Consider the following 23,967-nt stretch of genomic DNA (forward strand, 5'->3'; position numbering starts at 1 on the left):
GTGGGAATCCGTTTCTCGAAAAAATCTTCATCAGGCCGGCTGCGCGATGGCGGCGCGCGGCGTCGTGCGCGGGGTGACGAGCGCGACGATCACGAACACCAGCGCGTTGGTCGCCAGAGCCACGAGCCCGGTGTTGAGCGACTTGAAGACCACCGGCGCGGCCGGGAACAGCGTACCCAGGTTCGAGCCCGTGGTCATCATGAAGGCCAGCACCGCGCCGCCGGCCAGGATGCCCGCGAAGGCGGCGTGCTTGTTGCCGAAGGGCTTTTTCTTGAGGCTGAAGAGCAGCGAGGGCAGCAGCTGCGTGAGCAGGCTGGAGGCGAAGATGGCAACAGCCACGATGGTGGTGCCGCCGCGCAGCACGAAGTACACCGCCACCAGCGCGAACACCGGCAGCACGCCGCGCGCCACGCGCGAGACCTGTTTGTCGGTGGCGTGGGGCGCGAAGCCTTCCTTGTAGACGTTCTTGCCGATCACGGTGGAGGCCGTGAGCAGGATCATCGAGCCAGGCACCAGCGCGGTGAGCACGCCCGTGCCGCCGATCACGCCGACGAACCACGGGTCGAAGGTGTGCTTGACGAGGCCGAAGAGGGCCAGGTCCACGTCGGAGCCCTTGAGCCCCGGCACCTGCAGGATGGCCGCGAAGCCGACCAGGAACAGGAAGGCGATGACCACCTGGTACAGCGGCATCAGGATGGTGTTGCGCCGCACGGCGCTCGCGCTCTTTGCCGCGTACACCGAGGTGAGGTTGAACGGGTAGAGGTAGTAGCCCAGCGCCGTCAGCAGGATGGTCGAGTTGTACCAGGTGAGGTTCAGGCCTTCCTTCGGGAACTCGAAGAAGCCGGGGTTGGCGGCGTGGATGGCGGTGAACATCGGCGCGACGCCGCCGTAGTAGTGCCACGGCAGGTAGATGCCGAGGAACACGGCGAGCGCGAGGATCAGGATGTCCTTCACGATCGCGATGCTGGCCGAGCCGTGGATGCCCGAGAACAGGATGTAGCTCACCATCACCAGCGTGCCGATCCAGATCGCCACCTGCGGCGCGATGGAGCCGTACGAGGCCTCCGACACGATGATGCCGAGCCCGCGCAACTGGATGGTCAGCAGCGCGACCATGCCCATGAGCGCCACGACCGACACCAGCACGCCGAGCGGGCGGCTGTCGTACTTGTGCGCGAAGAAGTCCGAGAAAGACACCAGCTTGTGCGTGGTGGCGTAGCGCCAGACGGCCGGCAGCATCCAGAAGGCCATGAGGTAGGCCAGCCCGCCGTAGGCCAGGATGTAGAAGGCCGGCGTGCCCTTGCTGTAAGACCAGCCGCTCGCGCCCAGGAAGGTGAAGGTCGAGAAAGACTCGCCCGCCATCAGCAGGAACACCATGATGGCGCCCAGCCCGCGCCCGCCGAGCGCCCATTGCTCGAGGTTCATGGTGCGGCCGCGCCGCGCGAGCACCGCGAGGCCCAGCGCGCCGACGACGAACAGGGCGATGACTCCGAGCGCGGCGTTCATCGCGCGTCTCCGTTGGCCGAAGGCGCGTCGATGTCGCCTTCTGCGCGGTCGATGACCACCATGATCAGCGAGGTCAGCACCAGCCAGCTGACGTTCCACACCATCAGGAAGGGCATGCCGAGCACGAAGGTGGGCGCAATGGAGGACAGCCATCCCCCGCTGAAGAAGGCGGCGACCGGCAGTGCGGCAAGCCATTTGGCGGATTTCATGGAGAGCCTCGATTCATGTCTCTGGTTGGGATTTTCTCTGATTTTGGTTAACCATACAATTTATTTTGGTTAACCAAACGGCGCGAATGGTACGGAGCACGACCGGGCGAGTCAATCCAAGGGCTTACCCGGGGGCGACATCGCACAAGCAATAATCCGACTGCCTATGCCCTCCGCCGCCCGCAAGACCCCAGCGACCGCCCCCTCCCCCGAACTCACGGAAGCCGACGACGCGAACGTGGACGAACGCGTCTACGCCGCCGTGTCGAAGGCACTGCTCAGCGGCAAGCTGCGGCCCGGAACCCCGCTGCGCGAACGCGCGCTGGCCGAAGCGCTGGGCTGCACGCGCGGCGCGGTGCGCAAGGTGCTGGCGCGGCTGGGGTCGGAAAAGCGGCTGGTGCTGGAGCACAACCGCGGCGCCTTCGTGCCCAACCCCTCCATCGAAGACATGCGCGGCATCTACCGCGCGCGCCGCATCGTCGAGGCCGGACTGGTGACCACGCTGTTCGGCAACCTCTCGCGCGAACAGGTGGCCGCGCTGCGCAAGCACGTGCAGGCGGAGCAGAAGGCCTTCAAGGAAGGCCGGCGCGAGGACGCGATCAAGCTGGCGGGCGACTTCCATCTGCTGCTGGCGCAGATGGCGGACAGCGAGGAGCTGCTGTCGTACATCAAGCGGCTCATTTCGAACACCGAGCTCTACAAGGCGCTGTACGACTCCGCCGAGGCCGCGAGCTGCGCGCCGCGCGAGCATGAGCAGATCATCGAGGCCCTGACCACGGGCAAGTCGCTCGACCAGGCGCTGGCCGTGGCGCTGGAGCATCTGGACGAGCTGGAGCAACGCGTGATCGCCGGGGCTGCGGCCGAGCAGGAAGTCGACCTGGCGACGCTGCTGAACGGCGGCATGAACAGCAAGCCGCACGCGCACGACCACTGAGGCATCCACGCTTCGTTCTCGGCCGAAGTGTGGCCGCGCCGGTGGGGGAATGATCGGCGCACCATGCACGCATCAACACCCTCCTCCATCGACAAGCCCCACGCCAGCCTCGCCCTCGAATGGGCACTGCTCGCGCTGCTCGCCACCTGCTGGGGCGCCTCGTACACCTTCATCAAGATCGGCGTCGCGACCATTCCGCCGGTCACGCTGATCGCGGCGCGAACGTTCATTGCCGGAGCGCTGCTGCTCGCCGTGCTGCGCGTGCGCGGCGTGAAGCTGCCGAAGGAGCCGGCGATGTGGGGCCGCTTCGCGCTGCAGGCCTGCCTGAACAGCGTGCTGCCCTTCACGCTCATCGCATGGGCCGAGCGCAGCGTCGATGCGGGGCTGGCGACCATCCTCAACTCGACCTCGCCGATCTTCATCTTCCTGCTGGGGCTGGGCCTCGGCGGCTCCGACAAGCCGACGCCGCGGCGCATGTTCGGCGTGGGCGCGGGCCTCGCGGGCATCTGCCTGATCGTCGGCTTCGAGGCGCTGAACGGGCTCGGGCATTCGCTGCTCGCTCAGCTCGGGCTGGTGGCCGCCGCCGTCTGCTACGGCTGCGCCGCGATGTTCGGCCGCGTGTTCAAGGGGCTGGACCCGATGGTGCCGGCCGCGGGTTCGCTCGTCAGCGGTGCGGCGATGCTGCTGCCCGCGAGCCTCGTGGTCGACAGGCCGTGGACGCTTTCGCCGTCGGCCGCATCGATGATGGCGGTGCTGGCGCTGGCGGTGCTCTCGACCGCGCTGGCCTTCACGATCTACTTCCGGCTCATCAAGACGCTGGGGCCGATGTCGACCGCCGCCCAGGCCTATCTGCGCGTGCCCATCGGCGTGACGATCGGCGTGGTGTTCCTCGGTGAGACGCTGGCGGCCACGGCATGGCTCGGACTGGCCTGTGTCGTGGCGGGCGTGGTGGCGATGACGATGCCCGAGACGAAACTTTTGCGCCGCTGAGCTCAGTTTTTACGCGGCGTTTAGACGGCCGCTCCTACGCTGACGGCTCCTCCATACGTCAGCGATTCTTTCGATGAAAAACATCCTTCGCACCGCCCTGCCGGTGCTCGCCCTTCCTGTTCTTTCCGCTCTTCCGATGCTCGCAAGCGCGCAGCTCACGGGTAATGTGGCGCTCACCACCAACTACAAGTTCCGCGGGCAGGACCAGGATATGCTCGGCAGGAACGACTACGCCAAGACCAGCGCGTTCAAGCCCGCCATCCAGGGCGGCTTCGACTACGCCTTCGGCGACAGCGGCTTCTACGTGGGCAACTGGAATTCGAGCGTCAACTGGCTCAAGGGCAACAGCATCGAGAGCGACATCTACGGCGGCTACAAGTTCAAGGCCGGCCCCTTCGACATGGACGTGGGTGCGCTCACGTACATCTATCCGGGCAACTCGTCGGGCAACACGACGGAGCTCTATGGCAGCGCGGGCTACACCGACGAAACCATCGGCTCGTTCACGCTGAAGTACTCGCACACGGTGTCGAAGGACTATTTCGGCTACGCCGGCAACAAGGCCGGCTCGGGCCTGAAGGGCACCAACACCGGCTACCTGAACCTGTCGTACAGCAAGGAGATCCTGCCCAAGCTCACTCTGAAGGCGGCCGTGGGCTACACGAACATGTCGAACGACATCCGCAGCCTGGGCTACAAGAGCTACGTCGACTACAACGTGGGCGCGAGCTACGACTTCGGCAACGGCCTGTCGCTGGCCGGCTCGGTGCAGGGAGCCAACAAGCAGAGCTCGTATCTTTCCGTGAGCAATCCGGGTGTCGACCTGGGCTTCGGCGCCTTCGGCAAGCAGACCTACTCGCCGAACAAGGCCCGCTTCATCCTCACGCTGACCAAGACGCTTTGATCGGCAGTGCGCTCATGCCGGCAGCGCCCCGACAGCGTGCCTCGTGCACAGGGCGTCGGGTGCTCCCCGCAGCGAAATAGAGGAGGAGGCCGAAGGCCGGGGGACATTCGCGGAGGGGAGTACCCGGCGGCCTGTGCACACGCCCCGGAACACAGCGTTCAATCGATGCTGATGTTCGCCGCCTTGGCGACCTCGGCCCACTTCACGCGGTTGTCGTGCACGGTCTTCTTGAACTGCGCCGGCGACTCGATGCGCACGGTGTTGCCCTGGCTCTCGAAGCGCTCGCGGATCTCGGGGGTCTCGAGCACCGCCTTCACTGCCGCGTTGAGCTTGTCGACGATCTGCGGGTCGGTGCCCTTGGGCGCGAAGATGCCGAACCAGATCGAGCTGTCGAAGCCCCTGGTGCCAGGCAGGCCGCTCGACGCGATGGTGGGCACCTCCTTCACCGCTGGCACGGCCGAGGCGGTGGTCACGCCCAGCAGGCGCACCTTGCCGGCCTTGTAGTGCGGTAGCACGGTCTGCACCTGGTTCATGATGCAGCACGTTTCGCCGCGCACCACCGACGTGATGGCCTCGGGGCCGCCCTTGTAAGGCACGTGCACCATGTTCAGGCCCAGGCGCGAGTTGAACTCGGCAAAGGCCATGTGCGTGCCGGCGCCGTTGCCTGTAGACGCATAGTTGTACTTGCCGGGGTTGGCCTTGACCAGCTCGACGAATTCCTTCAAGGTCTTGACGTTGATCACGTCGGGATTGATGGTGAGCACGTTCGACACGTCGAGCACCGGGGCCACCGGCACGAAGTCGGCCTCCACGTCGAACGGCAGCTTCTTGTAGAGCGCGGCGTTGCTGCCGTGCGTGGCGGCGGTGCCGAACGAGAGCGTGTAGCCGTCGGGCTTGGAGTGGGCCACGTAGTCGCTGGCGATGTTGCCGGCGGCGCCCGACTTGTAGTCGATGATGACCGGCTTGCCGAGCTGCTTCGCCAGCGGCTCCTGGATGGCGCGGGCCACCACGTCCACGCCCGAGCCGGCCGGAAAGCCCATGATGAGCGTGACGGGTTGTTGCGGCCAGTCGTGCGCGGCGTGCTGGGCGAAGGCGGCGGGCACGGCGAGCGATGCCGTGGCCAGCAGCAGCCCGCGGCGGGCGAGTCCGGTGAATCGGGCGAATCTGGCAAGACGGGTGAGTGGAGAATGAGCCATTACAGTCTTTCGGTCGGTCAGTCTTTTGTCTTCAATGCAGACAGTGCAGGCGCGCATTGTGGCGCGCGGCTGATGCCCGATTCCATATGAGCTTATGCGCGACATGCACGTACCGCGCCCGCTCTCCATAATTGGCCCATGGTCCGTTCCTCCCAACAACTACATATCCCACGCGAGCCCGCGCCCCTGCGCCCGGCCGCCACGGTGCTGCTGCTGCGCGACAGCGCCGCCGGCATCGAAGTGCTCATGACCCGCCGTTCCGCCACCGCCAGCTTCGCGCCCGGCGCGTACGTGTTTCCCGGCGGCCACATCGACGAAGCCGACGAGGCGGCCAAGCGCATCGCCACGCGCCGCCCCACGCAGAGCCGCGTACAGCGCACGCAGGCCATCGCGGCCATCCGCGAGGCTTTCGAGGAACTGGGCATCCTGCTCGCGCACCACGCCGACGGCAGCGCCGTCACGGCTGAGGACATCGCCGCGATGGACCGTGGCGACACCGCCGGCACCGCCTTCGCCGACCAGTGCGCCGCGCGCGGCCTGGTGCTCGATTCCGACCGCGTCTTCACCTTCGCGCACTGGATGACCGACCGCGACCTGCCCCGTCGCTTCGACGTGCCTTTCCTGGTGGCACGCATGCCCGAAGGCCAGACGCCCACGGCCGACGAGAACGAGCAGTTCGAGCCCTGCTGGGTGCGCCCCGCCGATGCGCTGGCGCGCCACGAAGCCGGCACCTTCTTCATGATCTTCCCGACCGTGCGCACGCTGCAGCGCATGGCCACCTACGCAACGGTCGACGCCCTGCTCGCGGCCTGCGCCGGCGAGGTTCCGCTGTGGACCAGCTGCCCGCGCGCCGGCCTGCTCAAGGGCGAGGACGCGCGCTACATGGAGCACGAGTCGCCCTACGGCGAGCTCGCGCTGGTCTGCCCCGACGGCCAGGTGCTGCACGCGCTCGACTGGCAGAGCGAGATCCCGGTGCCGCTGCTGAAGAACGTGATGCGCCTGACCGCGCCCAACGCCAGCATCATGACCGGCCCTGGCACCAACAGCTACATCGTCGGCGACGCGGCCACGGGCTACATCGTGATCGACCCGGGCCCGAACGACTTCGACCACATCGGCCGGCTCTGGCGCGCCACGCGCGGCGACATCCGCATGATCGTCTGCACGCACTCGCATGCCGACCACTCGCCGGGCGCGGCGCCGCTGCAAGCGCTGTGCAAGAACGGCAGCAAGCCACCGATCCTCGGGCTGGCCTCGAAGCCGACCGCACGCGCCACCGCGCGCTTCGCGCCCGAGCGCGAACTGGAAGACGGCGAACGCCTGGTGCTCTCGGGCACCAACGACGCCGGCGAGGCCGTCACGCACACGCTGCGCGTGGTCCACACGCCCGGCCACGCGGCCAACCACCTGTGCCTGGTGCTGGAGGAAGACGGCCTGCTCTTCTCGGGCGACCACATCCTCAACGGCAGCACCACGGTGATCGATCCGCCCGACGGCGACATGAGCGCGTACCTCGATTCGCTCGATGCGCTCGACAAGGCCTGCGAGGCCGGCGGTATCGAGTTCATCCTGCCCGCGCACGGCTACGTGATCGGCTTCGCCCGCATCGCCATCGGCATGCTGAAGGCGCACCGCCTGAAGCGCGAGGCCAAGATCGCCGCCGCGATGCAGACGCTGCCCGAAGGCACGCCCGAGCAATGGCTTCCGCTGGCCTACGACGACGTGCCCGAGCGCATGTGGCCGGTGGCGGCGCGTTCGCTGGCCGCGCACGTGGCGCGCATCCGCCAGCTGGCGGCGGCCCGATGAACATGAATGCTCCCGCCGAAGATGAAGGCATCCGCCTCGCCAAGCGCGTGGCGGCGCTGGCCGGCGTATCGCGCCGCGAAGCCGAGCTGCTGATAGAGAACGGCGCGGTGCGCGTGGACGGCGTGCCGCAGATGCTGCCGCAGTCGCGCGTGCTGCCGCAGCAGAAGGTCGAGATCGAGGCCGGCGCCAGGCCCGAGCCCGTGCTGCCTGTCACATTGCTTCTGTACAAGCCTGCCGGCATGGCTACCGACACCGCGCACCGCCTGCTGATTGCCGCGAACCATCACGAGCCCGAGCGCGCGGGGCTGCGCTTTCTGCCGGCGCATGCGAAGGCGCAGCGCTGCATGACGCCACTCGAGACCGGAGCCAGCGGGCTGGTCGCGTACACGCAGGAATTCCGCATCGAACGCAAGCTGCAGGAAGACGCCGGCATCCTCGAGCACGAAGTGATGGTCGACGTGGCCGGCGCGGTGAGCCCCGAGGCGCTGGCGCGGCTGGAACGCTCGCCCGCACGCGTGAGCATCGGGCGGCAGACCGACGAGCAGACGGGACTGCGCTTCGCGCTCAAGGGCGCGCGGCCCGGACAGATCGCCCACATCTGCGACGGCGTCGGCCTGCGCATCGTGGCGATGCGGCGCATCCGCATCGGCCGCGTGCCGCTGGCGGGGCTGCAGCCCGGGCAGTGGCGCTACCTTGCACCCCACGAACGCTTCTGACAACAACAAGCAAGAACAAAGAAGAAGAGTCGAGAAGAGAAGACAGAGGACGACAACGACGATGCACCGCATGTTCGCGGCCCGCAATTTTCAGCCCGCGGCCTCCAGGGGCCGCAAGCCCTCAGGGAGAGACTGAGTCATGAAGTTCGGAACACCGGGCACCGCCCTCGCCTGCACCGTGCCGCTGGCACTCGCGACGGGCTGCACGCTTCTCGCGCCCCCGCCGCCGCCCGCACCGCCGGCAGCGCCGCCGCCCGTGGTCTCGAAGGACGGCCTCGCGCCCATCACCGAGGAGCAGGTCGAGCGCATCCGCGAGGCCATCGCCAGCAAGCCGCCGAGCCCTGCCGTGGGCAAGGTGGTGCGCAGCGCCTCGCCGACCATCGAGTCCTTCGTGCGCACCGAAGGCTGCATCACCGCGCGCAACGGCGCCGTGCTCAACCCCTTCGCCGCACCCGGCCGCCTGTTCGACGGCAGCGGCTTCCAGGGCGGCCCGATGTCGGAGATGCAGTACCACGACAAGACCGCCTGCGTGACCGTGAAGCGCATCCAGAACTGGAAGATGGTCTCGCCGAAGCTGCTGCGCTTCGAGGTGGTCTACGTGGGCGACGACGGCGAGGAACGCGCCGTCAAGCGCCACGAGCTGGTGCGCCAGCCGAAGGGCGGCTGGCTGTTCACGCGCTGAGCTTCGCTGCGGCGGCTGCACACTTCTGCGTGCGCAGCGCCACCGCGAACGACAGCTGCGCCACTATGCCCGCTCCCGCCAGCACGATGGCCGATGCCAGCGCGGGGTTGCTGTGCCCCATGCCCGCGAGCGCGGTGCACAGCGCGCCCACGGCCATCTGCGTGAAGCCGTAGAGGCCCGAGGCCGAGCCGATGACCTGCGGATTCACGCTGATCGCCTGCGTGAGGGCGGCCGGCGAGGCCATGCCGGCACCCACGGTGTACAGGAACATGCAGGCGACGATGAGCGGCACGGAAAGATGGCCGGTCAGCGCCGCGCCGAGCAGCACGAAGGCCGCGGCCACGCTCAGCGCGTTCGAGCGGATCATCAAGCGGTCGACTCTCACGCGCGAGATCAGGTGGCTGGTGAGGAAGCTGCCGAGCCACACGCCCGACACCAGGATGGCGAGGTAGATGCCCGCCTCGTGCGCCGGCCGGTGCAGCTGGTCCACGAAGATGAAGGGCGCCGACGCGATGAAGGCGTACATCGAGGTGGTGGCGCAGCCGCCGCCGATCGAGAAACCGAGGAAGGCCGGCGAGGCCAGCAGCTTGCCGTAGTTGCGCGCCAGGTCGCGCGCATTGACGACCGCGCCCGGCGTGCCGGTCTCGGGCAGCAGACGCCAGGTGAAGAGGAAGCCGACCACGCCCAGCCCGAAGAGCGCGTAGAAGATCGAGCGCCAGCCGAGCGCGGTGGCAAGCGCACCGCCGACCAGCGGCGCGAGGCTCGGGCCGATGGTGACCATCAGGTTCATCAGCGCGAGGCGGCGCGTGGCCTCCTGCGGCTCGGCCGTGTCGCGCACGATGCTGCGGCCGAGCACGAGGCCCGCGCAGCCGCCCACCGCCTGGAACAGGCGCGCCGCGATCAGCGAATGCACCTCGGGCGCCAGCGCGGCGGCGAGGCCCGCCACGCAATAGAGCCCCAGCCCGAGCAGCAGCACCGGCCGCCTTCCGTAGCGATCGGCCAGCGGGCCATACATCAGCTGGCCCACCGCGAGGCCGAGGATGTAGAGGCTCACCGTCATCTGCATCGCGCCGATGCCGGCACCGAGGCTCTTCGCGGCGATGGGCAGCGCGGGCACGAAGATGTGCATGGCCAGCGTGCCGCTGAAGGTGACCAGCGCGAGCAGCCACAGCGGCGCGTGCGGGCGGCGCTGCGGCTGCGCGGACGTGGTGGTGGTCGGCATCATTGCCCGGCGTTGGCCGGTGTCGACCTCTGCGCGAGATGGGCATCGTCGGGCTCCCAGCCGCCGCCGAGCGCCATGAACAGCACCACCTGGTCGTCGGCCAACTGCGCCTCGCTGGCCGCGAGCGCGGCCTCGCTGGCGGCCAGCGAGCGTTCGGCATCGAGCGAATCGAGGTAGCCGGTGCGACCGTTCTGGTAGAGCTGGCGCGCCTGCGCGGCGACCTTGGCGCTCTCGTCGCGCGAGGCCTGCAGCGCGGCGCGGCGGTCGAGCTCGCGTGCGTAGGTGGCGAGCGCGGTTTCGGTCTCGCGCAGCGCGGTGAGCACGGTGCCGTCGAACTTGGCGAGCGCGGCGCGCGTACCGGCCTCGGCCTGCGCGATGCGCGACTGCGCCACGCCGGTGTTCGGAATGGTCCACGAGATCAGCGGGCCGAGGCTCCAGGCGAAGGTGTCCTTGCGACCGAAGCCATCGGCATGGCCCACCGAGGAGCCCGAGAGGCCCAGCGTGACCTTCGGATAGAGCTCGGCCGTCGCCACGCCGATGCGCGCGGTCGATGCGGCGAGGCTGCGTTCTGCCTGGCGGATGTCGGGGCGGCGGCGCAGCAGCGCGGCGCCGTCACCCACCGGCAGCACGCCGGCGACGCGCGGCGGCACGGTGCAATCGGCCACCTCGCGCGGAAAGTCCTGCGGCAGTGCGCCTGTGAGAGTGGCGAGGCGGTACAGCGCGCCCTGGCGCTCGGCCTTCAGCGGCGGCAGCGCTGCGTTGAGCTGCTGCAACTGCGCACGCGCGCGATTCGCGTCGATGGCGCCTGCGCGGCCCGCACGTTGCAGGCGATCGGTGACGTTGACGGCATCCTGCTGCAGCGCGACGGACTTCTGCGCGATCTGCAGCCGCAGGCCGGTGGAACAGGCTTCGGCGTACGCGCGCGCGGTGCCGGCCGCGACGTTCACGCGCACGAGGTCGAGCGCGGCTTCGGCGGCCTGCGTGCTGGCCTGCGAGGCCTCGATGGCGCGGCGGATCTGGCCGAACAGGTCGACCTGGTAGGACAGCGAGGCGCCCACGCTGTAGTTGAAGGTGCTCGGCGGCTCGTAGCCCTTCTGCAGCAACGACAGGCCCGAGACGTGGCCGAACGAAGGGCCGCCATTGACGCCGATGGTCGGGTACTTGGCACCGGAGGTTTCGTCTTCGATGGCGCGTTCGCGCTCGAGATTCGCGACGGCCTGGCGCAGGTCGGTGTTGTGCGCGAGAGCCTGCTCGACCAGCTTGTCGAGCAGCGGATCGTGATACAGGCGCCACCAGTGCGCGGGCAGCGGCGCGGCGTTGGCAGGCGCTTCGGCGAAGGGCTTGCCGGCGGCGGCCTGGCTGGCGAGCGCCTCGGGCGGCTGCTTGTAGTCGGGGCCGACCGCCGCGCAGGCCGCGAGCGCGGCGGCGGCGGCCAGCGATGCGAGGCGGAATGCGAAGCTGGTCATGTCGTTCATCCCTTCTGTGGCGCGGAGGTGGTCGCCGCCGTCTTCTGCACAGGCTTGTTCTCAAGCACCTGCACCGTGACCGTCTGGCCCGCGACGAGCCTCGCGCCCTGCGGCAGCGGATCGAGCTTGATGCGCACCGGAATGCGCTGCGCGAGCCGCACCCAGTTGAAGGTCGGGTTCACGCTGGGCAGCAGGTTGGCGCTGGTGGAACGGTCGTGGTCGGCAATGCCGGCTGCCACGCTCTCGACCGCGCCTTCGAGCACCGCGCCGCCGCCCATGGGCGTGACGCGCACGCGGTCGCCGAGGTGGATGCGCGGCAGCTTGGTTTCCTCGAAATAGCCTTCGACGTAGAAGGACTGCGCATCGACCAGCGCGAGCACCGGCCGGCCCGCCGCGGCATAGCTGCCCTGGCGCAGGTCGAGGTTGGTGACGAGGCCACCGGTGGGCGCGCGCACTTCGGCGCGCTGCAGGTTGAGGCGCGCCGAGTCGAGCGCCACCTCGGCCTGCGCGACCGCCGCCTGCATCTGCTCGACGCGCGAGCGGGTCTGTTCGCGCGACTCCTTCGACACCAGTTCGTCGAGGCCGGTATTGCGCGCGTTCTCGCGCTGGGCCTGGGCGCTCATGGCGCGCTGCGCGGCGAGCGCGGCCTGGGCCTGGCGCACGGCGAGGTCGTAGCGCGCGCGGTCCACCTCGAACAGCAGCGTGCCGGCGGCCACCGGCTGGTTGTCGTGGATCGGCACGGCGGTGACGAGGCCCGACACGTCGGGCGCGATCTGCACGACGTTGGCGCGCACGCGGCCGTCGCGCGTCCACGGCGCGAGCTCGTAGTGGTCCCACAGGCGCAGGCCGGCCCACACGGCGGCGGCCACCACGACCAGGGTGATGAGGATGCGGCCCAGGCGCTGGGCCCACGGATTGCTGTCGGTTGGAGTTCGGGCGGCTTTCATGGGAATCTCGTTGTTGTCATTGGAGGTAGGCGCTGGCGCGGCTCAGCGCGTACAGCAGCAGCAGGTAGAGCGCCATGTCGAAGAGCGCCGGATGCCACACCCAGCGATAGGCGCCGGTGGCCGCGAGCAGGCGGCGCACGCCCCACAGCGCGAGCAGTGCCGCGAGCGCGAGCACCATGATCCAGGGCAGGTACAGGCCGTAGAAGCTGGCTTCACCGATCATGCGGAAGCTCCTTTGCTGTTGTTGATGGCCACGCTCGCCAGCACGGGCGGCGCGTCGGGAAAGAGGTTGCGGCGCAGGCCCACCAGTGCGGTGACGGCCGAGCGCGAGGCGGAGGAAGAAGCGGCGTCGCGCGCATCGAGCACGGCGCCGAGCGCCTCGTCGATCTGCGGCAGCAGGCCCGGCGGTCGCGGATTCATGCGGCCTTCTGCGCGCTGGCGGAAGAAGCGCGAGATGCCGCCGAGCAGCGCGGCCGAAGTGGCCAGCGGCAGCTGGCCGCGCACGCGCTGCAGCACGGCGATGTCGGCGCCCATGCGCAGGTCGCGCAGCGCGTCGTTGGCGGCCACGCCCTCGACGGTGCCGCCGGCCTGCGCGATGCGCGGCGCGAGCAGGCCGATGCGGTCGAGCATGCGCACGGCATATGCGTCACTCTGCGCGTACTGCGGCTGCGAGGAGGCAGCCATGTCGCCCAGCTCGCGCCAGGTGGCGCGCTGGATGCGGCGTGCGCTCCAGTCGGCGCCCACCGAACGCACCAGCCGCGTGACGCGCGCCGCGACCACCACGCCGACGATCTGGCCGATCATGCTGTTGATGAAGCTCACCAGGTCGGAGCTGGCGGTGTCGTGCAGCGCGAGCGTGCCGCACACGCCGAAGACCAGCGCCATCGCGGGCATGAAGTGCGTCGGGCGCGGCAGGTAGAAACCCAGCAGCAGCAACAGCGGCGCGCAGATGAGCACCAGCATGCCGAAGTCCTGCACCGTGGGCATGAGCACCAGCACGTAGACGGCCGAGATCGGAACGGACCACAGCGTCCACTTCAGGAAGCCGTGGATCGCCGGCACGGGGTCGTCCATGGTGGCGAAGAAGCAGCAGAAGACGGCGGCCATCATGGTCGCGGCCGAGCCCATGGGCCAGCCGGTGATGATCCAGAAGGCACCGCACAGGCAGATGGCGATGACGGCGGCGAGCGCCGACAGCAGCGCCATGCCGTAGTCGCGGTGCAGCACGCGGCTGCCGAGCGCTGCCGTGCGGCGCAGCGGTGCTGCCCCCTTCAGGCCCTCGTCGATGTCCTGGCGAAGCTGGGCGCAGGCGGTCCAGCCGTCGACCAGTTCCTCGAGTCGGCCTGCAAGGCCGATGCGCAGGGCGCGGCCCCATTGGGTTTGTTGTTCGGCGTTCGCGGGCGTGGCGCTGAGTGCGTCGATGGCGCGGCGCAGGGCTTGCAGGCGCTCGGCGCGCGCCGCGGCATCGCCGACGGGTTCGGCTTCTTCGCGCAGCCACCGTGCAGCCTGCGCAAGCACGGCGGCCACGTCGGGCGCGATCGCGCCTTCGGCCTGCTCCAGCGCCAGAAGGCGGTCTTCGACGGCGGAGAGCGCGGGCGTGAGCGCGGCAACGCGGTCCTGCATCGCGCGGATGGCACCGGCGGTCCAGCGCAGGTGCGTGGTGTCGAAGGGAACGTGGGTGGAGAGCAGGCGCAACTGCGTAATGTCGCCGGCGAGGCGGCGGCGGTCGTCGTCGAGGCGCTTCGGGTCGCCGCCGTTGCTGCCGCTGCGGCTTGCGGGCTGGAAGAGATCGCCGAGCCACTTGCGCGCGTCGTGCAGCGTGCGGTCGAGCAGGCCCAGCACGGTCGGCGCGAGCCCCGCGGGCAGCACGAGGCTGTGGACGAGCGTGGCGCAGAAGATGCCCAGGCCGATCTCTTCCACGCGGGCGACGGCGGTGTCGAACAGCGCGAGCGGCGTCTGCACCGAGGGAAAGCCGATCAGCGCCGCCGTGTAGCCCGCGAGCATGAACACGTAGGAACGCGGCGTGCGGTCGAAGAGCGAGATGCACAGGCACAGCCCCACCCACAGCGCGAGCACCAGCGTGAGCAGCTCGGGCGCGTTGGACAGCGCCGGCACCAGCAGCACGGTGGCGGTGCTGCCGATGAGCGTGCCGAGAAAACGGTAGACCGCCTTCGAGCGCACGGCGCCGGCCAGCGGATGGGCGACGACGTAGGTGGTCATGAGCGCCCAGAACGGGCGCGGCAGGCCTGCGCGGCTGGCGAGGTACATCGCCAGCATGGCCGCGGCGAAGCTCTTGGCGGAAAAGAGGATCTCCGCGCGGCTGAAGCGCGGCAGGCTGAACGCGGCCATCGGGCTACCTGCGCCCTTCCTGCGATGGCGGCGGCGGCAGGCTCTGCACGGCGCGAACGCCCATGCGCTCCTCGAGCACGGCGAACACGCGCAGGCAGGCCGCGACGTCCTCGTCGGACACGCCCTCGAAGAGCGAAACCCGCATCAGCGTCAGCGCGGCCTCGATGGGCTCGCAGACGGCCTGGCCGGCCTCGGTGAGATGGAGGGTCTTGGCGCGGCGGTCGGCCGGGTCTTCGCGGCGTTCGACGAGGCCGGCTTCCACCAGCTGGTCGACCGAGCGCACCAGCGACGGCCCCTCGATGCCCAGCGCCTCGGCCAGCACGCCCTGGCGCACCTCGCCGTTCATGCGGCCGAGCATCACGATCGGATAGGCCAGCGTCTGCGACACGCCCACGTGAGCCACCGCCTTGTCCGCCGCGGCGCGGTAGCCGCGCTGCAGCACCGCGAGCGACGTGCCGAGCCGCATCAGCGCCTGTTCGCGCGTCGGTTGGGGGTTTGGTCTGTCGTTCACGATAGCCGCCTATTAATTAGCATGCTATCGATTGTACGGGTAACTACCAATCCTTGCAGGCGGCAAGGCTTGCGCCCGCCTTCAAGCCGAAGGGCGCGGAAAACCGGAAAGGGGGAAAGAAGAAAAGTGTGAAGCCCGCCGATAAGCCGGATTCTGTGCACCGCAGGCCCCTTGCGGAACCTGCGGCGTGACCGCCATTACTCTGGGCCGCCTGTCACCAGACGGCTCGATGCCACCTACCCGCCAGCTCAGCGGAACCACCTCAATACTGGCCTACTTGGTGTTGCTGCGCGCAGAGATTGCCCGTTTCACCCGAACTTAATCGGCTCGTCTCTGTTGCTCTGATCCTCACCTCACGGTGGAGAGTCGTTAACTCCTGCGCTGTCCTTTGCAGTCCGGACGTTCCTCCAGTGCGGCCTTTCGGCACTTGCACCAGCGGCGGTCTGGCGTGCTTCACGGGGTGGATTATCGCCCGGCCTTCAGGCGACCCCACAGAACTCGCGCCGGTACTGCTCCGGCGTGGTGCCGGCCTCGCGCTGGAACATCGCGATGAAGGCCGACGCGGTGCTGTAGCCGAGGTCGAACGCGATCTCCTGCACCGTGCGCCCAGCCTCCAGCGCGTCGATGGCGCGCAGAAAGCGCAGCCGCTGGCGCCAGTCGCCGAATGACATGCCCAGCTCGCGCTGGCACTGGCGCGCGAGCGTGCGCTCCGTCATGTGCACGCTGTCGGCCCAGTCGGCCAGCGGGCGGTGGTCGCCGGGCTCGGCCTGCAGGGCGTCGAGCACCGAGACGAGCGCCGGCGACGCCGCCGCCGGCAGGTAGCAGCGCTGCACCTCGGCCAGCTCGAGCTGGTCGACCACCACGTGCGCAAGGCGCAGGTCGGCCTCCGTCTGCGGCACGTGCAGGTCGCGCGCGGCGAAGTCGGCCAGCACGCTCTTGATGATCGGGCTGATGTGCACGGTGCAGGGCTCGGCGGGCAGGCGCCCGCACAGGTCGGGCGCGATGTAGATCGAGCGGTAGACGATGGCGTGCCGCGCCGTGCAGCTGTGCACCACCTTCGGCGGAATCCACACCGCGTACTGCGGCGGCGAAAGAAAGCGCATGCCCTCGGTGTCCATCTGCATGGTGCCGTGGGCGGCGTAGTTCAGGTGGCCCCAGCTGTGGCTGTGCGACGCGGCATGCGTGTCGGCGCCGATGTCGTCGTAGCGGAAGTAGAACGGGCCTTCCATGCCCTCCACGTCCTGGATGGCCAGGAGGCGCAGCTTGTCGGCCATGCGGTTCGGCTCCTTTGCGAAAGAGAGTCCGGAATGACGGACGGATTGTCCTGATCGAGCTATATGTCGCAGGACGGACAAATCGATGATAGCCCCGTACTCCAAGGACTGTCTTCATGTGGCAATACGCTTTCCCGCTGCTCGCCGTCGTCATCTGGTCGGGCAACACCGTCGTCAGCAAGATGGCGGCCGGCACCATCGCGCCGACCGAGATCAGCTTCTACCGCTGGCTGCTGGCCGCCGTGCTCTTCACGCCGCTGGCGCTGCGCCCGGTGCTGCGCAACTGGCGCGCCGTGCGCCCGCAGCTGGGCCGCATCGCGGTGCTCGGCCTGCTGGGCATGGTGGCCTACCAGAGCCTGGCCTACTACGCGGCCTACCTCACCACGGCCACGCACATGGGCATCATCGGCTCGCTCACGCCGATGATGGTGCTGGCGCTGTCGATCCTGCTGCTGGGCCAGCGGCTCACGGCCGGCGCGGTGGCGGGCTCGCTGGTGTCCATCGCCGGCGTGGCGGTGGTGGTGTCTTCGGGCGACCTCGGCACGCTGCTGAAGAGCGGCGCCAACATGGGCGACGGCCTGATGCTGCTGGCCATGCTGGCCTATGCCGTCTACGTGATCCTGCTCAAGCGCTGGGGCATGAAGGAAGTGCCCGCGCTGCAGCTGCTCTACCTGCAGATCGTGTTCACGGTGATCGCCCTGCTGCCGATGTACCTGCTGATGCCGAAGATGGGCCTGTCGGCCGCCAACCTGCCGCTGGTCGGCTTCGCGGGCCTCGGCGCCTCGATGCTCGCGCCGCTGATGTGGATGCACACCGTGGCCCACATCGGCCCGAGCCGCGCGAGCATGTTCTTCAACCTGATTCCGCTGTTCACCGTGATGATCGCGGCCGTGGTCATCGGCGAATCGCTGGCGGCCTACCACGCGGTGGGCGGCGTGCTCACGGTGGCGGGCGTGCTGCTGGCGGAGCTGTGGAAGGCGCCGCTGCGGCAGCGACGCGCGCTGGCCGGCTGATCTCGGTCAGGGGCCGAGGGTGGAGAACACCTCGATCGCGATCAGGTTCGACACCGAGCGCCCCTGCTTCACCTCGCCCGGCACCACGAGGCGCGCGAAGCCGGTGGTGGTGAGGTCCGCGCCGTTCATCTGGTAGGCGACCATGGCCGCCTTGCCGCCGAAGTTCGGATCGATCTCGCCCAGCGAGAGCGTGGCCCGGTAGCCGTCGCTGCCGGTGACCACCGCGAACATGCCCAGCGTCGCGTTCTTCGGCGTGGTGGGCAGCCCCAGCCCGCTCAGCAGCGTCCAGAGGCTGACCCCGTGGTACACGTTGGCGCCGATGGTCAGGTCGGGCGCGGGCGTCAATCCCTTGAGCGCGGTGGCGTCGAAGCTCATTGAAGTACCGACCTTGCCCGAGACGGCGAACGAGGTGGAGGTGCCGCCGCCCACGCCGGCCGCCGTCGCGGGCGCGGCCATCACGTCGAGCCGCACGAGGTTCGACACGTAGCGCCCGCCCTTCACGTCGCCCGGCGCCGTCACGCGGAACGGGCCGTCGGCCGTGCCCAGCGGGGCCGAGGTGCCCGACATGTTCTCGGCGTACGCGACCACGCTCGGCTTGTTGCCGAAATCGGGGCTCAGCTCGCCGAGCGCGAATACAACCTTGTAGCCGTCGGCGCCAGTGGCCAGCAGGTAGCGGCTCAGCACGTCGTTCTTGATCGCGCCGTCGAGCTGGATGCCCGCGTCGCTCAGCAGCGGCCAGAGGCCCGCGCCCGTGTAGGTGTGGGTCTGCGGCCCGCTGCCGCTGGAAAAATTGACGGTCTGCGTGATGGGAGTGCGCGCCGCCAGATCTGCCTCGGTGAAGGCGCCCGGGCGGTCGACGGCGCCACCCAGCTGGACCGCCGGTGCAGGAGCCGGAGCCGGCGATGGCGCGGGTGGAGGCGGTGGAGCCGGTGTCGGTGCAGGCGCGGGGGCCGGCACGATCGGAAAGAAAACACCGCCGTTGTTGTCGCCCCCTCCACCGCAACCCGCGAGCAGCAGCGCGACCGCGCCCGACACCCAGCCTCTGGACCAATCCATACCCAAGTCTCCATCCTCAATGTATTCAACCCGACATAGCGAAATGCGTTCTTCCGGCTGTAACCCAGTGCCTGCCCGGCCCGAACTAAGGGGAGCAACGCTGCCGTCGGTCTTTCGACTGCCCTCTCGCAGCCGACTGGCGAATGTACATCGTTGTATTCCATAAAACATATCGAAAGCGATATTCCGCTCCACCAACAGCTGAAAGCCAGATATGACGCAAGACACAGGACGCCGCTTCGCCATTGCCGCCGGAACCTCCGCGCTGGGGCTGGCCATTGCCCAGTTCTTCGGCTGGGGCTCACGCCAAGCGCAGGCGGCGGAGAACGAGAAATTCGAGGTCACGCGCACCGAGGCCGAATGGCGCAAGCTGCTCACGCCCAACCAGTTCGCGGTGCTGCGCCAGGAAGGCACCGAGCGGCCCTACACCAGCCCGCTCAACGACGAGCACCGGGCCGGGCGCTTCAGCTGCGCCGGCTGCGCGCTCGACCTGTTCTCGTCGAAGACCAAGTTCGACAGCCGCACCGGCTGGCCCAGCTTCTGGCAGCCGCTGGACAAGGCCGTGGGCGAACGGCAGGACCGGTCTTTCGGCATGGCGCGCACCGAGGTGCACTGCCGCCGCTGCGGCGGCCACCTGGGCCATGTGTTCGACGATGGCCCGAAGCCCACCGGCCTGCGCTACTGCATGAACGGCGTGGCGATGAAGTTCACGTCCGGGCCGGCATAGGGAGCAGCGGACGAGGGGTCATGGGCTGGTCTCACAATGCGCGTTGTCCGTCCGACAAACGCATCGACCCAAGGAGATCCCATGAAGGCTGAGAACATCCTCCAGACCATCGGCAACACGCCGCACATCCGCATCAACCGCCTGTTCGGCAATGCGAAGCAGCAGGTCTGGATCAAGTCCGAGCGCGCCAACCCCGGCGGCTCGATCAAGGACCGCATCGCGCTGTCGATGGTGGAAGACGCCGAGAAGAGCGGCGCGCTCAAGCCCGGCGGCACCATCGTCGAGCCCACTTCGGGCAACACCGGCATCGGCCTGGCGATGGTGGCGGCCGTCAAGGGCTACAAGCTGATCCTGGTGATGCCCGACAGCATGTCGGTGGAGCGCCGCCGCCTGATGCTGGCCTACGGCGCCACCTTCGACCTGACGCCGCGCGCCAACGGCATGAAGGGCTCCATCGCCCGCGCCGAGGAAATCGTCGCCGGCACGCCCGGCGCATGGATGCCGCAGCAGTTCAACAACCCCGCCAACGTCGACGTGCACGTGCGCACCACGGCCGAGGAAATCGCAGCCGACTTCCCCGACGGCATCGACGTGCTGATCACCGGCGTGGGCACCGGCGGCCACATCACCGGCGTGGCGAAGGTGCTCAAGAAGAAGTGGCCCAAGCTGCAGGTGTTCGCGGTGGAGCCGGTGGCCTCGCCCGTCATCTCGGGCGGCCAGCCTTCGCCGCACCCGATCCAGGGCATCGGCGCGGGCTTCATCCCGAAGAACCTCGACACCTCGCTGCTCGACGGCGTGCTGCAGGTGGACGCGGAACCCGCCCGCGAAATGGCCCGCCGCTGCGCGCGCGAGGAAGGCGTGCTGGTCGGCATCTCCTCGGGCGCCACGCTCGCGGCCATCGCCCAGAAGCTGCCCTCGCTGCCGCCCGACGCGGTGGTGCTGGGCTTCAACTACGACACGGGCGAGCGTTACCTGTCGGTCGAAGGCTTCCTGCCGGCCTGAACTGGTTCACCCCCAGGCTGCGCGCACTTCGTGTCGCTGCGCCAACCCCCTTCCGGGGGCAACACCTGCGGCCCGGCAAAGCCGGTTCCGCGGTGTTCCACAAACAGCAAAGCTAAAATGGCCGCCTGCTTGATAGTCACAAGCCCTACGCCATGCTGAGAATCTCCGAACTCAAACTCCCGCTCGACCACGCGCCCGAGGCGCTGGTCGCACTGATCGCCAAGACGCTCGGCGTCCCCTCCGAGGCGATCGTCTCCCACAACGTCTACAAGCGCAGCTTCGATGCGCGCAAGGCCGACCTGCTCACGGTCTACATCTGCGACGTGCAGCTGGCGGACGCGAAGCTCGAAGCCGCCCTGCTCGCGAAGCACGCGGGGCATCCCCACATCCAGAGCGCGCCCGACATGCGCTACACGCCGCCGGCCAGCGCGCCCGATGCCTTGCCGACGCGGCCCGTGGTGATCGGCTTCGGCCCCTGCGGCATCTTCGCGGCGCTGATGCTCGCGAAGATGGGCTTCAGGCCCATCGTGCTCGAGCGCGGCAAGACCGTGCGACAGCGCACCCGCGACACCTGGGGCCTGTGGCGCAGGAGCGAACTCAACCCCGAGTCGAACGTGCAGTTCGGCGAAGGCGGCGCCGGCACCTTTTCCGACGGCAAGCTCTACAGCCAGATCAAGGATCCGCGCTTCCTCGGCCGCAAGGTGATGGAAGAGTTCGTGAAGGCCGGCGCGCCGCCGGAGATCCTCTACGTCGCGCATCCGCACATCGGCACCTTCAAGCTGGTGAAGGTGGTCGAGAACATCCGCGAGCAGATCGTGGCGCTGGGCGGAGAGATCCGCTTCGAGCAGCGCGTGACCGACGTGCACATCGAGAACGGTCATCTTCGCGGCCTCACCGTGCTCGACCAGGCCACAGGCCAGAGCAGCGAGCTGCGTGCCGACCATGTCGTGATGGCGCTGGGCCACAGCTCGCGCGACACCTTCGCGATGCTGCATGCGCGCGGCGTGCACATCGAGGCCAAGCCCTTTTCCATCGGTTTCCGCGTGGAGCATCCGCAGGGCCTGATCGACCGCGCGCGCTGGGGCCGCCATGCGGGCCACCCGCTGCTGGGCGCGGCCGACTACAAGCTGGTGCACCACGCGAGCAACGGCCGCTCGGTCTACAGCTTCTGCATGTGCCCGGGCGGCACCGTGGTCGCGGCCACCAGCGAGCCCGGCCGCGTGGTCACCAACGGCATGAGCCAGTACTCGCGCAACGAGCGCAATGCCAACGCGGGCATCGTGGTGGGCATCGACCCGCGCGACTACCCGGGTGACGCGCTCGCGGGCATCGCGCTGCAGCGCGAGCTGGAGAGCAACGCCTTCGTGCTCGGCGGCGGCGACTACCGCGCGCCCGGCCAGCTGGTGGGCGACTTCATCGCAGGCAAGCCCTCCACCGCGCTCGGCAGCGTGATGCCGTCGTACAAGCCGGGCGTGACGCCGACCGACCTGCACAAGGCCCTGCCCGCCTACGCCATCGAGGCGATGCGCGAGGCCTTCCCCGCCTTCGGCCGCAAGATCAAGGGCTTCGACACCCACGACGCGGTGCTCACCGGCGTCGAGACGCGTACCTCCTCGCCCATCAAGATCACGCGCGGCGACGACTTCCAGAGCCTCAACGTGCGCGGCCTGTACCCGGCCGGTGAAGGCGCGAGCTACGCGGGCGGCATCCTGTCGGCCGGCGTGGACGGCATCAAGGTGGCCGAGGCCGTGGCACGCAGCGTGCAGGCCGAGTCGGAACGCGAACGCACCGCGAACGTCTGATGCAGGCCATGCAGCATTCCGCCACGTTCTTCGAGCGCCCCACCCTGGGCCACCTGATCGTCGCCACGCTGGCGATGGCGGCCGTGGTGCTCGCCTCCAACATCCTCGTGCAGTTCGCAATCAACGACTGGCTGACCTGGGGCGCCTTCACCTATCCGGTGGCCTACCTCGTGAGCGATCTCGTCAACCGGCGCTTCGGCCCCGGCATGGCGCGTCGCGTGGCGTGGGTGGGCTTCGCGGTGGCGGTGGGCGTGTCGCTGCTGCTCGCGCCGGTGCGCATCGCCGCGGCCTCGGGGCTTGCCTTCATCGCCTCGCAACTGCTGGACATCGGCGTCTTCGACCGCCTGCGCCGCGGCCTCTGGTGGCGCGCGCCGCTGGTGGCCACCGTGATCGCCGCGGTGCTCGACAGCATCGTGTTCTGGGGCATCGCCTTCGCAGGCACCGAGGGCCCGTGGTTCACCTGGGCGTTGGGCGACCTCGGCGTGAAGCTCGCCGTGGGCGTGCTGATGCTGCTGCCGTTCCGGCTGCTGATCGGCCGGCAGGCCGCGCAGGCTTCGGCCCTGACCTGAACCGGCGACGACGATGACGATGACGATGACGACAGAAACGACAATGCGCCCAATACGACATCCCGCCCGCCGCGCCGCATGCGCGAGCGCACTCCACTACTGAATTCCTTCCTGCCTTCTTCGCGCCCCCGAGCCGAATTTCCAGAATGACCGAAGCAACCACCGCCAACCCGAACAACAAGTCGCGCCGCCCCCGTGGCGAGCGCCTGGACATGGCCCAGCAGCTGCAGGCACTGCGAGCCGGCACGGAAGGCTCGACGACGGCTTCCGAAGCCACGGCCGGCACGCCCTCCGCTCCCGCGCAGGCGAAGCGGCCGCAGCAACAGCATCAGCAGCGCAAGCCGAAGAGGCCGCAGCAGGCGCAGTCCCAGCAGCAGCAATCGCAGCAGAAGCAGCAACCGCAGCAGCCGGCGCGCCCGCAACGCAAGGTGCACCCGGCGCTCGAGCGCCTGTTCGAGCTGTACCCGAACCTCTTCGGCGCGCGCTTCCTGCCGCTGAAGCTCGGCGTGTACGAAGAGCTGATTGCCCGCCACCCCGACGACTTCAAGGCCGAAGACCTCAAGGTGGCCATGGGCCTGCACGCGCGCTCCACGCGCTACCTCGAAAGCGTGGCCGCCGGCCATCCGCGCCACGACCTCGACGGCAACGTCGCCGAGCCGGTGGCGCCAGAGCACGTGCACCACGCCATCCTCGAACTGCACCGCCGCCGCTCGCAGCGCACCGGCGAAGACCTGCGCCCGCAACTCGTGGCGCGCCTGGCCCGCGCCGTCGAAGCCTCCGGCCTCGACCGCGAGGCTTACGCCGTGCTGGTGCGCTCGCGCGACGCGAACAACAACGCCGTGCTCGACGAAGCCCTCGCCCAGCTGGCCGAGCAGGCCGCCAAGCGCGAGGCGCTGCTGCGTGCCTTCGAGGCGAGTGGTCGCAGCGAGAAGGAGTTTGCGGAGATGTACGGCATGGCGCAGGGCGAGGTCGCGCGCACGCTGCAACGCGCGCGTACCGACCGTGCCGCGGCCGCCGCGGCTCCGGTCGCGACGACCGAAACGCCGGAAGCGCCCGCCGCCCCGTCGGCCGACTGATAGACCGGGA

Annotated in this window: 23 protein-coding genes and 1 other RNA gene; 12 read left to right on the forward strand and 12 right to left on the reverse strand. The window is 69.0% G+C overall.

The window, feature by feature from the left end:
- Positions 1–30 precede the first annotated feature (30 nt).
- Together BMY35_RS08925 and BMY35_RS08930 are read right to left on the reverse strand one after the other, a co-directional pair.
- Positions 31–1,506 carry a sodium:solute symporter family protein gene (locus BMY35_RS08925; RefSeq protein WP_093197052.1) on the reverse strand — a complete coding sequence of 492 codons (1,476 nt, stop codon included), beginning with the start codon at positions 1,504–1,506 and terminating at the stop codon, positions 31–33.
- Positions 1,503–1,715: a DUF3311 domain-containing protein gene (locus BMY35_RS08930; RefSeq protein WP_093197054.1), complete on the reverse strand. Its 213-nt coding sequence runs from the start codon at positions 1,713–1,715 to the stop codon at positions 1,503–1,505. The genes BMY35_RS08925 and BMY35_RS08930 overlap by 4 nt, the downstream gene beginning before the upstream one ends.
- Positions 1,716–1,881: 166 nt before the next feature.
- On the opposite strand from BMY35_RS08930, the gene BMY35_RS08935 reads away from it, so the two are divergent.
- The 3 genes from BMY35_RS08935 (at position 1,882) to BMY35_RS08945 (ending at position 4,543) form a co-directional block, all read left to right on the forward strand.
- Entirely contained in the window at positions 1,882–2,649 is a 768-nt protein-coding gene (locus tag BMY35_RS08935; protein WP_093197057.1) for a GntR family transcriptional regulator, read from the forward strand.
- Between the two features lie 63 nt (positions 2,650–2,712).
- A complete protein-coding gene (locus BMY35_RS08940) occupies positions 2,713–3,639 on the forward strand; it encodes a DMT family transporter (RefSeq protein ID WP_093197060.1) in 927 nt (308 codons plus the stop codon).
- 73 nt (positions 3,640–3,712) lie between these two features.
- Entirely contained in the window at positions 3,713–4,543 is an 831-nt protein-coding gene (locus tag BMY35_RS08945; RefSeq protein WP_093197063.1) for a TorF family putative porin, read from the forward strand.
- 158 nt (positions 4,544–4,701) lie between these two features.
- On the opposite strand, the gene BMY35_RS08950 is transcribed toward BMY35_RS08945, so the two are convergent.
- Positions 4,702–5,739, reverse strand: coding sequence for a Bug family tripartite tricarboxylate transporter substrate binding protein (locus tag BMY35_RS08950; RefSeq protein WP_177213589.1), 1,038 nt, complete (start codon positions 5,737–5,739; stop codon positions 4,702–4,704).
- Positions 5,740–5,877: 138 nt separating this feature from the next.
- Here BMY35_RS08950 and BMY35_RS08955 point away from each other — a divergent pair, with 138 nt between their 5' ends.
- The 3 genes from BMY35_RS08955 (at position 5,878) to BMY35_RS08965 (ending at position 8,943) form a co-directional block, all read left to right on the forward strand.
- Positions 5,878–7,545 (forward strand): MBL fold metallo-hydrolase, encoded by a 1,668-nt coding sequence (locus BMY35_RS08955; protein ID WP_093197066.1) that lies wholly within the window; start codon positions 5,878–5,880, stop codon positions 7,543–7,545.
- Positions 7,546–7,547: 2 nt separating this feature from the next.
- The gene (locus tag BMY35_RS08960) at positions 7,548–8,261 is read left to right on the forward strand and encodes an RNA pseudouridine synthase (protein WP_093197263.1); all 714 of its coding nucleotides are present in this window, start codon (positions 7,548–7,550) and stop codon (positions 8,259–8,261) included.
- 139 nt (positions 8,262–8,400) lie between these two features.
- Positions 8,401–8,943, forward strand: a complete 543-nt coding sequence (locus BMY35_RS08965) for a hypothetical protein (protein WP_093197068.1) — start codon at positions 8,401–8,403, stop codon at positions 8,941–8,943.
- On the opposite strand, the gene BMY35_RS08970 is transcribed toward BMY35_RS08965, so the two are convergent.
- From BMY35_RS08970 to BMY35_RS09005, 8 genes are all read right to left on the reverse strand, one after another.
- Positions 8,933–10,165 carry a multidrug effflux MFS transporter gene (locus BMY35_RS08970; protein WP_093197265.1) on the reverse strand — a complete coding sequence of 411 codons (1,233 nt, stop codon included), beginning with the start codon at positions 10,163–10,165 and terminating at the stop codon, positions 8,933–8,935. The genes BMY35_RS08965 and BMY35_RS08970 overlap by 11 nt on opposite strands.
- Complete coding sequence (locus BMY35_RS08975) at positions 10,165–11,640, reverse strand: efflux transporter outer membrane subunit (RefSeq protein WP_093197071.1); 1,476 nt, start codon at positions 11,638–11,640, stop codon at positions 10,165–10,167. The genes BMY35_RS08970 and BMY35_RS08975 overlap by 1 nt, the downstream gene beginning before the upstream one ends.
- Positions 11,637–12,578 (reverse strand): efflux RND transporter periplasmic adaptor subunit, encoded by a 942-nt coding sequence (locus BMY35_RS08980; protein ID WP_093197073.1) that lies wholly within the window; start codon positions 12,576–12,578, stop codon positions 11,637–11,639. The genes BMY35_RS08975 and BMY35_RS08980 overlap by 4 nt, the downstream gene beginning before the upstream one ends.
- 16 nt (positions 12,579–12,594) lie before the next feature.
- Positions 12,595–12,801: a DUF1656 domain-containing protein gene (locus BMY35_RS08985; RefSeq protein ID WP_093197076.1), complete on the reverse strand. Its 207-nt coding sequence runs from the start codon at positions 12,799–12,801 to the stop codon at positions 12,595–12,597.
- Positions 12,798–14,927, reverse strand: coding sequence for an FUSC family protein (locus BMY35_RS08990; protein WP_093197078.1), 2,130 nt, complete (start codon positions 14,925–14,927; stop codon positions 12,798–12,800). Before BMY35_RS08990 ends, BMY35_RS08985 begins: the two co-directional genes overlap by 4 nt.
- 4 nt (positions 14,928–14,931) lie before the next feature.
- Positions 14,932–15,393, reverse strand: coding sequence for a MarR family winged helix-turn-helix transcriptional regulator (locus BMY35_RS08995; RefSeq protein ID WP_093197081.1), 462 nt, complete (start codon positions 15,391–15,393; stop codon positions 14,932–14,934).
- A 171-nt stretch (positions 15,394–15,564) separates the two neighbouring features.
- Positions 15,565–15,893: RNase P RNA component class A (rnpB, locus tag BMY35_RS09000), an RNA gene on the reverse strand.
- Positions 15,894–15,917: 24 nt separating this feature from the next.
- Positions 15,918–16,712 (reverse strand): AraC family transcriptional regulator, encoded by a 795-nt coding sequence (locus tag BMY35_RS09005; RefSeq protein ID WP_093197083.1) that lies wholly within the window; start codon positions 16,710–16,712, stop codon positions 15,918–15,920.
- A gap of 116 nt (positions 16,713–16,828) precedes the next feature.
- On the opposite strand from BMY35_RS09005, the gene BMY35_RS09010 reads away from it, so the two are divergent.
- Positions 16,829–17,725 carry a DMT family transporter gene (locus BMY35_RS09010; RefSeq protein ID WP_093197086.1) on the forward strand — a complete coding sequence of 299 codons (897 nt, stop codon included), beginning with the start codon at positions 16,829–16,831 and terminating at the stop codon, positions 17,723–17,725.
- Between the two features lie 6 nt (positions 17,726–17,731).
- Here the strand turns inward: BMY35_RS09010 and BMY35_RS09015 are convergent, their stop codons facing one another.
- The gene (locus BMY35_RS09015; protein WP_093197088.1) at positions 17,732–18,781 is read right to left on the reverse strand and encodes a molybdopterin-binding protein; all 1,050 of its coding nucleotides are present in this window, start codon (positions 18,779–18,781) and stop codon (positions 17,732–17,734) included.
- Between the two features lie 214 nt (positions 18,782–18,995).
- On the opposite strand from BMY35_RS09015, the gene msrB reads away from it, so the two are divergent.
- The 5 genes from msrB (at position 18,996) to BMY35_RS09040 (ending at position 23,957) form a co-directional block, all read left to right on the forward strand.
- Positions 18,996–19,508, forward strand: coding sequence for a peptide-methionine (R)-S-oxide reductase MsrB (msrB, locus tag BMY35_RS09020; RefSeq protein ID WP_093197091.1), 513 nt, complete (start codon positions 18,996–18,998; stop codon positions 19,506–19,508).
- An 81-nt stretch (positions 19,509–19,589) separates the two neighbouring features.
- Complete coding sequence (gene cysK, locus BMY35_RS09025; protein WP_093197093.1) at positions 19,590–20,510, forward strand: cysteine synthase A; 921 nt, start codon at positions 19,590–19,592, stop codon at positions 20,508–20,510.
- A gap of 152 nt (positions 20,511–20,662) precedes the next feature.
- Positions 20,663–22,312: an NAD(P)/FAD-dependent oxidoreductase gene (locus tag BMY35_RS09030; protein WP_093197096.1), complete on the forward strand. Its 1,650-nt coding sequence runs from the start codon at positions 20,663–20,665 to the stop codon at positions 22,310–22,312.
- A gap of 8 nt (positions 22,313–22,320) precedes the next feature.
- Positions 22,321–22,881: a VUT family protein gene (locus BMY35_RS09035; RefSeq protein WP_093197268.1), complete on the forward strand. Its 561-nt coding sequence runs from the start codon at positions 22,321–22,323 to the stop codon at positions 22,879–22,881.
- Between the two features lie 146 nt (positions 22,882–23,027).
- The gene (locus BMY35_RS09040; RefSeq protein WP_093197098.1) at positions 23,028–23,957 is read left to right on the forward strand and encodes a ProQ/FINO family protein; all 930 of its coding nucleotides are present in this window, start codon (positions 23,028–23,030) and stop codon (positions 23,955–23,957) included.
- Positions 23,958–23,967 lie beyond the last annotated feature (10 nt).

The organism is Variovorax sp. YR750 (assembly GCF_900109805.1).
GTDB lineage: Bacteria > Pseudomonadota > Gammaproteobacteria > Burkholderiales > Burkholderiaceae_C > Variovorax > Variovorax gossypii.

Coding starts and splice junctions, on each gene's coding strand:
- BMY35_RS08925 (WP_093197052.1), bottom strand. CDS start 1,506: ATGAACGCCGCGCTCGGAGTCATCGCCCTGTTCGTCGTCGGCGCGCTG.
- BMY35_RS08930 (WP_093197054.1), bottom strand. CDS start 1,715: ATGAAATCCGCCAAATGGCTTGCCGCACTGCCGGTCGCCGCCTTCTTC.
- BMY35_RS08935 (WP_093197057.1), top strand. CDS start 1,882: ATGCCCTCCGCCGCCCGCAAGACCCCAGCGACCGCCCCCTCCCCCGAA.
- BMY35_RS08940 (WP_093197060.1), top strand. CDS start 2,713: ATGCACGCATCAACACCCTCCTCCATCGACAAGCCCCACGCCAGCCTC.
- BMY35_RS08945 (WP_093197063.1), top strand. CDS start 3,713: ATGAAAAACATCCTTCGCACCGCCCTGCCGGTGCTCGCCCTTCCTGTT.
- BMY35_RS08950 (WP_177213589.1), bottom strand. CDS start 5,739: ATGGCTCATTCTCCACTCACCCGTCTTGCCAGATTCGCCCGATTCACC.
- BMY35_RS08955 (WP_093197066.1), top strand. CDS start 5,878: ATGGTCCGTTCCTCCCAACAACTACATATCCCACGCGAGCCCGCGCCC.
- BMY35_RS08960 (WP_093197263.1), top strand. CDS start 7,548: ATGAATGCTCCCGCCGAAGATGAAGGCATCCGCCTCGCCAAGCGCGTG.
- BMY35_RS08965 (WP_093197068.1), top strand. CDS start 8,401: ATGAAGTTCGGAACACCGGGCACCGCCCTCGCCTGCACCGTGCCGCTG.
- BMY35_RS08970 (WP_093197265.1), bottom strand. CDS start 10,165: ATGCCGACCACCACCACGTCCGCGCAGCCGCAGCGCCGCCCGCACGCG.
- BMY35_RS08975 (WP_093197071.1), bottom strand. CDS start 11,640: ATGAACGACATGACCAGCTTCGCATTCCGCCTCGCATCGCTGGCCGCC.
- BMY35_RS08980 (WP_093197073.1), bottom strand. CDS start 12,578: ATGAAAGCCGCCCGAACTCCAACCGACAGCAATCCGTGGGCCCAGCGC.
- BMY35_RS08985 (WP_093197076.1), bottom strand. CDS start 12,801: ATGATCGGTGAAGCCAGCTTCTACGGCCTGTACCTGCCCTGGATCATG.
- BMY35_RS08990 (WP_093197078.1), bottom strand. CDS start 14,927: ATGGCCGCGTTCAGCCTGCCGCGCTTCAGCCGCGCGGAGATCCTCTTT.
- BMY35_RS08995 (WP_093197081.1), bottom strand. CDS start 15,393: ATGCGGCTCGGCACGTCGCTCGCGGTGCTGCAGCGCGGCTACCGCGCC.
- BMY35_RS09005 (WP_093197083.1), bottom strand. CDS start 16,712: ATGGCCGACAAGCTGCGCCTCCTGGCCATCCAGGACGTGGAGGGCATG.
- BMY35_RS09010 (WP_093197086.1), top strand. CDS start 16,829: ATGTGGCAATACGCTTTCCCGCTGCTCGCCGTCGTCATCTGGTCGGGC.
- BMY35_RS09015 (WP_093197088.1), bottom strand. CDS start 18,781: ATGGATTGGTCCAGAGGCTGGGTGTCGGGCGCGGTCGCGCTGCTGCTC.
- msrB (WP_093197091.1), top strand. CDS start 18,996: ATGACGCAAGACACAGGACGCCGCTTCGCCATTGCCGCCGGAACCTCC.
- cysK (WP_093197093.1), top strand. CDS start 19,590: ATGAAGGCTGAGAACATCCTCCAGACCATCGGCAACACGCCGCACATC.
- BMY35_RS09030 (WP_093197096.1), top strand. CDS start 20,663: ATGCTGAGAATCTCCGAACTCAAACTCCCGCTCGACCACGCGCCCGAG.
- BMY35_RS09035 (WP_093197268.1), top strand. CDS start 22,321: ATGCAGCATTCCGCCACGTTCTTCGAGCGCCCCACCCTGGGCCACCTG.
- BMY35_RS09040 (WP_093197098.1), top strand. CDS start 23,028: ATGACCGAAGCAACCACCGCCAACCCGAACAACAAGTCGCGCCGCCCC.